Annotated in this window: 7 protein-coding genes, 6 tRNA genes and 1 rRNA gene; all 14 read left to right on the top strand. The window is 40.6% G+C overall.

Annotated features, from left to right (window positions below; genetic code table 11):
• Window positions 1–191, top strand: a 23S ribosomal RNA gene (locus G585_RS0102080); the annotation flags it as partial.
• 71 nt (window positions 192–262) lie between these two features.
• Window positions 263–336: transfer RNA gene (locus G585_RS0102075), tRNA-Asp, on the top strand.
• Window positions 337–366: 30 nt separating this feature from the next.
• A tRNA-Val gene (locus G585_RS0102070) sits at window positions 367–439 on the top strand.
• A gap of 29 nt (window positions 440–468) precedes the next feature.
• Window positions 469–541 (top strand) — tRNA-Thr (locus tag G585_RS0102065).
• Between the two features lie 6 nt (window positions 542–547).
• A tRNA-Tyr gene (locus G585_RS0102060) sits at window positions 548–629 on the top strand.
• A 40-nt stretch (window positions 630–669) separates the two neighbouring features.
• Window positions 670–743 (top strand) — tRNA-Met (locus G585_RS0102055).
• 6 nt (window positions 744–749) lie between these two features.
• Window positions 750–822, top strand: a tRNA-Phe gene (locus tag G585_RS0102050).
• Between the two features lie 145 nt (window positions 823–967).
• Window positions 968–1,561 carry an HD domain-containing protein gene (locus G585_RS0102045; RefSeq protein ID WP_022772623.1) on the top strand — a complete coding sequence of 198 codons (594 nt, stop codon included), beginning with the start codon at window positions 968–970 and terminating at the stop codon, window positions 1,559–1,561.
• Window positions 1,554–3,017, top strand: a complete 1,464-nt coding sequence (locus G585_RS0102040) for an aminotransferase class I/II-fold pyridoxal phosphate-dependent enzyme (RefSeq protein WP_022772622.1) — start codon at window positions 1,554–1,556, stop codon at window positions 3,015–3,017. The genes G585_RS0102045 and G585_RS0102040 overlap by 8 nt, the downstream gene beginning before the upstream one ends.
• Entirely contained in the window at window positions 2,999–4,408 is a 1,410-nt protein-coding gene (pyk, locus tag G585_RS0102035) for a pyruvate kinase (protein ID WP_022772621.1), read from the top strand. The genes G585_RS0102040 and pyk overlap by 19 nt, the downstream gene beginning before the upstream one ends.
• Before the next feature lie 8 nt (window positions 4,409–4,416).
• Window positions 4,417–5,010 carry a guanylate kinase gene (locus G585_RS0102030; RefSeq protein ID WP_022772619.1) on the top strand — a complete coding sequence of 198 codons (594 nt, stop codon included), beginning with the start codon at window positions 4,417–4,419 and terminating at the stop codon, window positions 5,008–5,010.
• A 43-nt stretch (window positions 5,011–5,053) separates the two neighbouring features.
• Window positions 5,054–5,494, top strand: a complete 441-nt coding sequence (locus G585_RS0102025; protein ID WP_022772618.1) for a YaaR family protein — start codon at window positions 5,054–5,056, stop codon at window positions 5,492–5,494.
• 10 nt (window positions 5,495–5,504) lie between these two features.
• Window positions 5,505–6,551, top strand: coding sequence for a DNA polymerase III subunit (locus G585_RS0102020; protein ID WP_022772617.1), 1,047 nt, complete (start codon window positions 5,505–5,507; stop codon window positions 6,549–6,551).
• A complete protein-coding gene (locus G585_RS0102015) occupies window positions 6,548–7,483 on the top strand; it encodes a PSP1 domain-containing protein (protein WP_022772615.1) in 936 nt (311 codons plus the stop codon). The genes G585_RS0102020 and G585_RS0102015 overlap by 4 nt, the downstream gene beginning before the upstream one ends.
• Window positions 7,484–7,529: the final 46 nt, after the last annotated feature.

The raw sequence follows: 7,529 nt of genomic DNA, 5'->3' as shown, positions 1-7,529 counted from the left end.
GCATAAGGCTGGGTAGCCACGTCCGGAAGGGATAAACGCTGAAGGCATCTAAGCGTGAAGCCCCCCTCAAGATGAGATATCCCTGCTTCGGCAGTAAGACCCCTTGTAGAGTACGAGGTTAGATAGGCACAAGGTGTAAGCATGGTAACGTGTTCAGCTGATGTGTACTAATAGGTCGAGGGCTTATCCATAAAGGTAAGTATAGAGAATTGGATTTAGATAAATCAGTGTTCGGTTTTGAAGGTACAATACTTCAAAAGATGGCCCGGTGGCTCAGCTGGTTAGAGCGCCGCCCTGTCACGGCGGAGGTCAGGGGTTCGAACCCCCTCCGGGTCGCTCAACTTCATATTTTGGTTTACTTTGAACGGGATCTTAGCTCAGCTGGGAGAGCATCTGCCTTACAAGCAGAGGGTCACAGGTTCGAGCCCTGTAGGTCCCATTTTTCAAGACAACACAATTCGTGTGTAAGCCGATGTGGCTCAATTGGCAGAGCAGCTGATTTGTAATCAGCAGGTTAACGGTTCGAGTCCGCTCATCGGCTCTATATGGATGGCTTCCCGAGTGGCCAAAGGGGACAGACTGTAAATCTGCTGCAAATTGCTTCGGTGGTTCGAATCCACCGCCATCCATTTTTTTATTGCAAATGAGCGTAAAGCTTTTAAATAATGACGCGGGGTGGAGCAGTCTGGAAGCTCGTCGGGCTCATAACCCGAAGGTCATAGGTTCAAATCCTGTCCCCGCTACTCTATGCCTAGATAGCTCAGTTGGTAGAGCAGAGGACTGAAAATCCTCGTGTCGTTGGTTCGATTCCGACTCTAGGCATCTTTTTTATTAATTTCTTAACTCAGTAGACTGAAATTGTTTACTGAGTTTTTTTATGATTTTTATACTTTTAACTGATAATTATGGTAATATTAAACAAGTTAATGTATGTAGTATCGATTTTTAGATGAACGGTATGAGGTATATGAAGAGATTATCAGCTGAAGATAAAAGAATAATCAAAGAAGTTCTGGATATAAAAGGATATGATCCAGATACTTTTGATCCTGAAATATTAAATGAGCTTGAAAGTGATGAAGAATACAGAGCAATCCTCAGGGAGCATGGAGGAGAAGTTCTTCAATCTGAACAGTTTGCAAAGCTAAAAGAGTTTATCCAGCATGGAAATGTAACTGTCTATGAGCATTGCATTCATGTTGCTTTGTGCGCAATTAAGCTCAATAGAAAACTGTCTATTAATGGCCGTGAGAGGGAGCTTGTAAGAGGTGCACTTCTTCATGACTATTTTCTATATGATTGGCATATAGCAGATGCACCAGGAAACATTCATCCTAAGCTTCATGGATTCTATCATCCCGGTATCGCCTTAAAAAATGCCACAAGAGATTTCGCACTTACTGAGAGGGAAAAAGATATAATTTCAAAACATATGTGGCCGCTTACTATCAATCCGCCAAGATGCAGAGAAGCATGGATTGTTTGCCTGGCGGATAAATATGCTTCCACATTAGAGACGCTTAAGCTACGAAAGGGAAAAATTAGAGTTAACTATGCCTGATCTTTACCAGGAACTGATAAACTTGGCAGAAAGTAATATGTATCCATTGCATATGCCAGGTCATAAGAGGAATGAGCTAAGCACCCCGATGAAGGGTGCTTTTCGTTGTGATATAACGGAAATTGACGGATATGATAATCTTCACGACGAAACAGGGATCATACTAGAGGCTGAAGAGAGGGCCAATAAGCTCTACGGAGCAGATAAGACATACTTTTTGGTAAATGGCAGTACAAGTGGCGTTCTTGCAGCTATATCAGCAGCCGTTTCAAAAAACGGAAAAATTCTTGCAGCCAGGGGAAGCCATAAATCTTTTTATCACGCAGCATATCTAAGAAATCTTAATGTTAAATATCTTCCGTATAAGCAAATTGAGGGGTTGAATATTCCGGATAGTTTTTCAGAAGATGATATTGAGCAATATATAGACACTGATGTAGAAGCAGTTTTTATAACATCTCCTACGTATGAAGGAATATGTTCAGATATCCGAAAGATTTCTGAAATATGCCATAGAAGAGGCATCCCATTAATTGTGGATGCAGCTCACGGAGCGCATTTTGGACTAGGTACTAATGGAACGCAGGACACAATGTTTAATAAAGAAAAGGAAGCAAATGAAGCATCAGCGGAGGCAGGATATATATCAGTCCCTGAAAATGCTGTTTCTCAGGGGGCAGATATTGTTATACACAGTGTTCACAAGACTTTGCCATCGATGACGCAAACGGCACTGATCCATGTATCAGGAGACCTCATAGATAGAGCCAGATTAAAGCGCTTTTTGAGGATATATCAGTCCAGCAGTCCATCTTATGTGCTTATGTCATCAATAGATCTGTGCATAAAAGAGATGGAAGAAAACGGTAACAGTTACATAGAGAATCTATTAAAATTCCGAAATAGGATTCAAAGAGAAACGTCTGATTGTAAGGTTTTGAAGGTAATTGGCAAAAATGTAATAGATGATCCCTCAAAAGTACTAGTTTCTGTCCAAGATAGCACAATGACAGGAGAGCAGTTATATGATATACTTCGTGAGGAGTATGGACTTCAGTTGGAAATGGCTGGAGAAAACACTGTTTTGGCCATAATTACAGGCTGGGATAAAGAGGAAGGAATAAACCGCTTTATAAACGCTTTAACAGAAATAGATAAAGGTCTTTCTGTTGCCCAGGATAATCAAGTTTCCCACAAAATCTCTTTTATACCTCCGCGGAAAATGAATATTTGCGATGCATGGGATGCTGAAAGCGAGTTTGTTTCATTTAGCGATGCCGAAAACAGGATTGCAGCAGAGTTCGTAAATCTATATCCTCCGGGAATACCTGTTATTGTACCGGGAGAAGTTTATACAAAAGAAATAATTGATACTGTTAGGTCATATCTAGATCAAGGACTTAACGTTCAGGGAATAGAAAAAAAGGAAGGTTTATTATGCGTAAGACAAAAATAATTTGTACAATTGGACCAGCAAGTGAGAGTGAAGACAAGCTCCGCGAGATAATGCTTGCAGGAATGAATGTAGCCCGTTTTAATTTTTCACACGGTTCTCACGAGGAGCATAAGAGAAAATATGATAGAATAAAGAAACTCAGAGAAGAGCTTGGACTACCTATCGCAGTTATGCTTGATACAAAGGGTCCTGAGATCAGATTGAAGGATTTTGAAAAGGGTAAGGTAGAGCTGACAGCAGGACAGAAGTTTACTCTTACATCCCGTGATATTATGGGAACTGAGTCTGAAGTTGCAATAACATACAAAGAGCTTACAAATGACTGCCACAAGGGAATGACAATCCTTATCGATGATGGTCTTATTGAGCTTAGAGTAGAGGAAGTTACAGAGACAGATATTATCTGCACAGTTGTAAATGGTGGACCTGTTTCAGATAAAAAGGGTGTAAACGTGCCAGGCGCTGAGCTTACAATGCCTTATCTTAGTGAGCAGGACAGAGGCGATATCGAATTTGGTTGCGAGCAGGGCTTTGATTTTGTCGCAGCTTCTTTTGTAAGAACTGCAGATGATGTACTTGCTATTCGTGAGATATTAAAGGCTAAAAACAGCCCAATGAAGATCATTGCTAAGATTGAGAGCACACAGGGTATCAAGAATCTTGAGTCTATCCTTGATACAGCAGATGGAATCATGGTTGCTCGTGGAGATATGGGTGTAGAGGTTCCATTTGAAGATGTTCCTGTAATTCAGAAAGATATGATCAAGCTTGCTGAATCTAAGGGTAAATACGTTATCACAGCTACACAGATGCTCGATTCAATGATCCATCATCCACGTCCAACACGTGCTGAGGTTACTGACGTAGCTAACGCTATTTACGATGGAACAACAGCAATCATGCTTTCAGGAGAGACAGCATCAGGTGATTATCCTGTAGAGGCTGTTAAGACAATGGCTAGAATCGCAGAGCGTACAGAAGCAGATATTGATTACGTTGGAAGACTTCGTAAAAGAGATTACGCTCCTTCAGATGTTACAAATGCCATTTCTCATGCAACATGTAACATTGCAGCAGAGGTAAATGCGGATGCTATTCTTACAGTAACAATGTCCGGATTTACAGCAGGAATGGTCTCAAGATACAAACCAAATTGCCAGATCATTGCATGCACTATCAATCCTACAGTTTGCAGACAGGCAAACCTTATGTGGGGCGTAACACCACTTCATATCAGACAGGAAGATACAGCAGATGAGCTCTTTAAAGAGGCAATCAATTCAGCCAAAAATGCAGGCTACTTAAAGAGTGGAGATAAAGTTGTTCTTACAGCAGGTGTACCACTTGGAATTCCTGGAAGAACAAATATGATTCGTGTAGAGGAGCTTTAATCAAGCTAATGGGAAAGATATTTCTTTTAATGGGAAAGAGCACCTCGGGTAAGGATACAATCTACAAGGAGCTTATAAAAAATGAAAAGCTTGGCCTTGATAAAGTTGTGCCTTACACAACCAGACCCATGAGAGATGGTGAGAAGGACGGGGTTCAGTACTTTTTTAAAAAAGAAAATGAATATCTGGAATTGAAGTCACAGGGCAAGATCATCGAGGAGAGGACCTATTATACCCATTATGGTGAATGGAGATATTTCACGGTGGATGATGGGCAGATCAATCTTACAGATGGAAACTACCTTGTGATTGGTACATTGGAATCATATTGCTACATAAGAGATTATTTCGGAAAAGAAAATGTGGTGCCTTTGCTTATAGACGTAGAAGCCAAAATCCGTTTAAAAAGGGCTATGGCTCGCGAGGATAAGCAAGAGCATCCCAAGTATGATGAGATGTGCAGGCGTTTTCTTGCAGATGAAGAGGACTTCAGTGAGGACAAGATAAAGTCTGCAGGTATTACAGAAAGATTTACCAATAACGCCAAAATAGAATCATGCATAGAAGAAATAACAGAATACATTGCTCAGAAAATAGGATAAAATATTAATGTAACTATGGCTGCTTTATCAGCGGGGGCAAAGTATGGATATTAGAGTAAATAATATTCAGCAGACAAATCAGGTTCAGGCGCAGGAACAGGTTCAGGAGGCTTCTGGTGATTTTAAATTCGTTCTTACCAGTAAGCTTGAGGATTCAAATCTGGCAGAGCGTCTTAATCTTATGTTGCAGGACATTGTCCAGCAGGGACAAAAGATTGGTAAACGCAATGATATCAAAGATATGCAGCGTTACCGACTGTTGATAAAAGATTTTTTGAACGAGGTAGTTACAAGATCCCATGTCTTTTCCAGGGAAAACTTTCTGGATAGAAAGGGAAGGCACCGTGTCTATGGAATAATAAGGCAGGTGGATGACGAACTGGATGAGCTTGCCAGAGAGCTCGTTAAGGATGAAAAAGACAACATTGGGATTCTTGCCAAGATAGGGCAAATAGAGGGGCTTTTGTTGGATATATTTACCTGAGGGAGTAAAGATGGCGGATTTTTCCGATATTATAGATCAAGTTCAGATGAAAGAGCACATGCAGAATGCGCTCTTAACGGATAAAGTATCTCATGCGTATATAATATCCGGGGAAACCGGTTCAGGAAAAGAGTTTATAGCAAGAGTTTTTGCCAAGGCTCTATTATGTGAACACAGGCTTGAAAAGAACGGGATGATAGAAAGCTGCAACGAGTGTCCTTCCTGTATAAAAGCACTTAGCGGTAATCATCCTGATATTATTACTCTTACCCATGAGAAACCGGGGAGTATCGGTGTTGATGATATAAGACACGGACTTAGGGATGATGTGGTGATCAGACCTTATGAGAGTAATCGTAAGATTTATATAATTCCAGAAGGCGAGAAGATGACACCGGCGGCGCAGAATGCACTTCTTAAGACGCTAGAGGAGCCACCTTCATATATAGTTATTATTATTCTTACCAATAACTTAAATGCCTTTCTTCCCACAATAATCAGTAGATGCATAGTGTTGCCGATGAAGCCGGCAAAGGATGATTCCATAAAGAAGTATCTTATGGAAAATTGCCACGTAGTTGATTATAAGGCTATGTTGTGCGCTTCTTTTGCAAGAGGCAATGTAGGCAAGGCGCTGGATCTGGCATCAAATGAAAAATTTGATAATCTGAAAAATGGAACGATTGAGCTTGTTTCCAAGTTAAAAGCTTTGGAAATTCACGATATGATGGACAGAGTCCATGAAATACTTGCGCCGGATGAAGAAAGTGAGAAGACAAGCAAAAAAGGAATCGACACTGGGGCACTTGAGGACTTTTTGGATGTTCTTATTTTTTTATTCAGAGATATGCTTGTCTATAAGGCCACAGAAAACGAGGATCACTTGATTTTCTCTGATAAGATATCGTATATTAGAAGTGTTACTGAAAAGTGTTCTTACACTCAGATAGATCGGATGATCCATGACTTGGAAAGAGCCAAAAACAGGATCAATTCGAATGTTAATATAGATTTGGCATTGGAGCTGATGCTCCTTGCTGTTAAGGAGAATTTATGACAAGAGTAATCGGCGTCAGATTTAGAACGGCCGGAAAGATATATTTCTTTTCACCAGGAAAATATGTGATAAAAAAGGGCGACCATGTAATTGTAGAAACTGCGCGTGGCGTTGAGTATGGAACAGTTGTTGGCGAGCCCAGAGAAGTTGAGGATGACGAGGTCGTAAAGCCTTTAAAGCCTGTACTTAGAACAGCCAGCACCAAGGATGATGAGCAGGAGAAGGCCAATAGGGAAAAGGAAAAAGAGGCATTCAGAGTTTGTCTTGAAAAGATCAGGAAACATAATCTTGATATGAAGCTCATCGATGCTGAATATACTTTTGATAACAATAAGATTCTTTTCTACTTTACTGCAGATGGACGAATCGACTTTAGAGAATTGGTAAAGGATCTTGCAGCTGTTTTCAAGACCAGAATTGAGCTCAGACAGATTGGTGTAAGAGATGAGACCAAGATAATCGGCGGTTATGGTATTTGTGGAAGACCGCTTTGCTGCCACTCATATCTGTCAGATTTTGTTCCTGTTTCCATCAAGATGGCCAAGGAACAGAGCTTATCGCTTAACCCTACGAAGATATCAGGCGTATGTGGAAGGCTTATGTGCTGCCTTAAGAATGAAGAGGATGTGTACGAAGAGCTTAACAGAAAAATGCCTGGAATTGGTGATATTTGTAAGGCTAAGGATGGACTTGAGGGTGAGGTATCAAGTGTAAATATCCTTAGACAGACAATCAAGATTCTTGTGGACGTGGATGATGAGAAGGAAGTTCACGAGTACAAGCTTGATGACATAGAGTCTATTAGAAAGAAACCAAAGAAAAAGAATCAGAATAATAAAAAGAATTCTCAGGAAGATGAGGAGATAAAAGAACTCGAGAAGCTTGAGAAGATTGAAAAACAGGAAGGAAAGTCAAAACTTGGGGACAATTGATCTAAAGCCCGGAGAAAGACTGGACGATCTGCAGCGAAACGGTTAT

Origin of the sequence: Butyrivibrio sp. AE2015, from assembly GCF_000420825.1 — a bacterium.
In the GTDB taxonomy this organism is placed as follows: Bacteria; Bacillota; Clostridia; order Lachnospirales; family Lachnospiraceae; genus Butyrivibrio.
The sequence above is the reverse complement of the archived record's forward strand: the minus strand, read 5'-3'. Positions and strand labels throughout refer to the sequence as shown.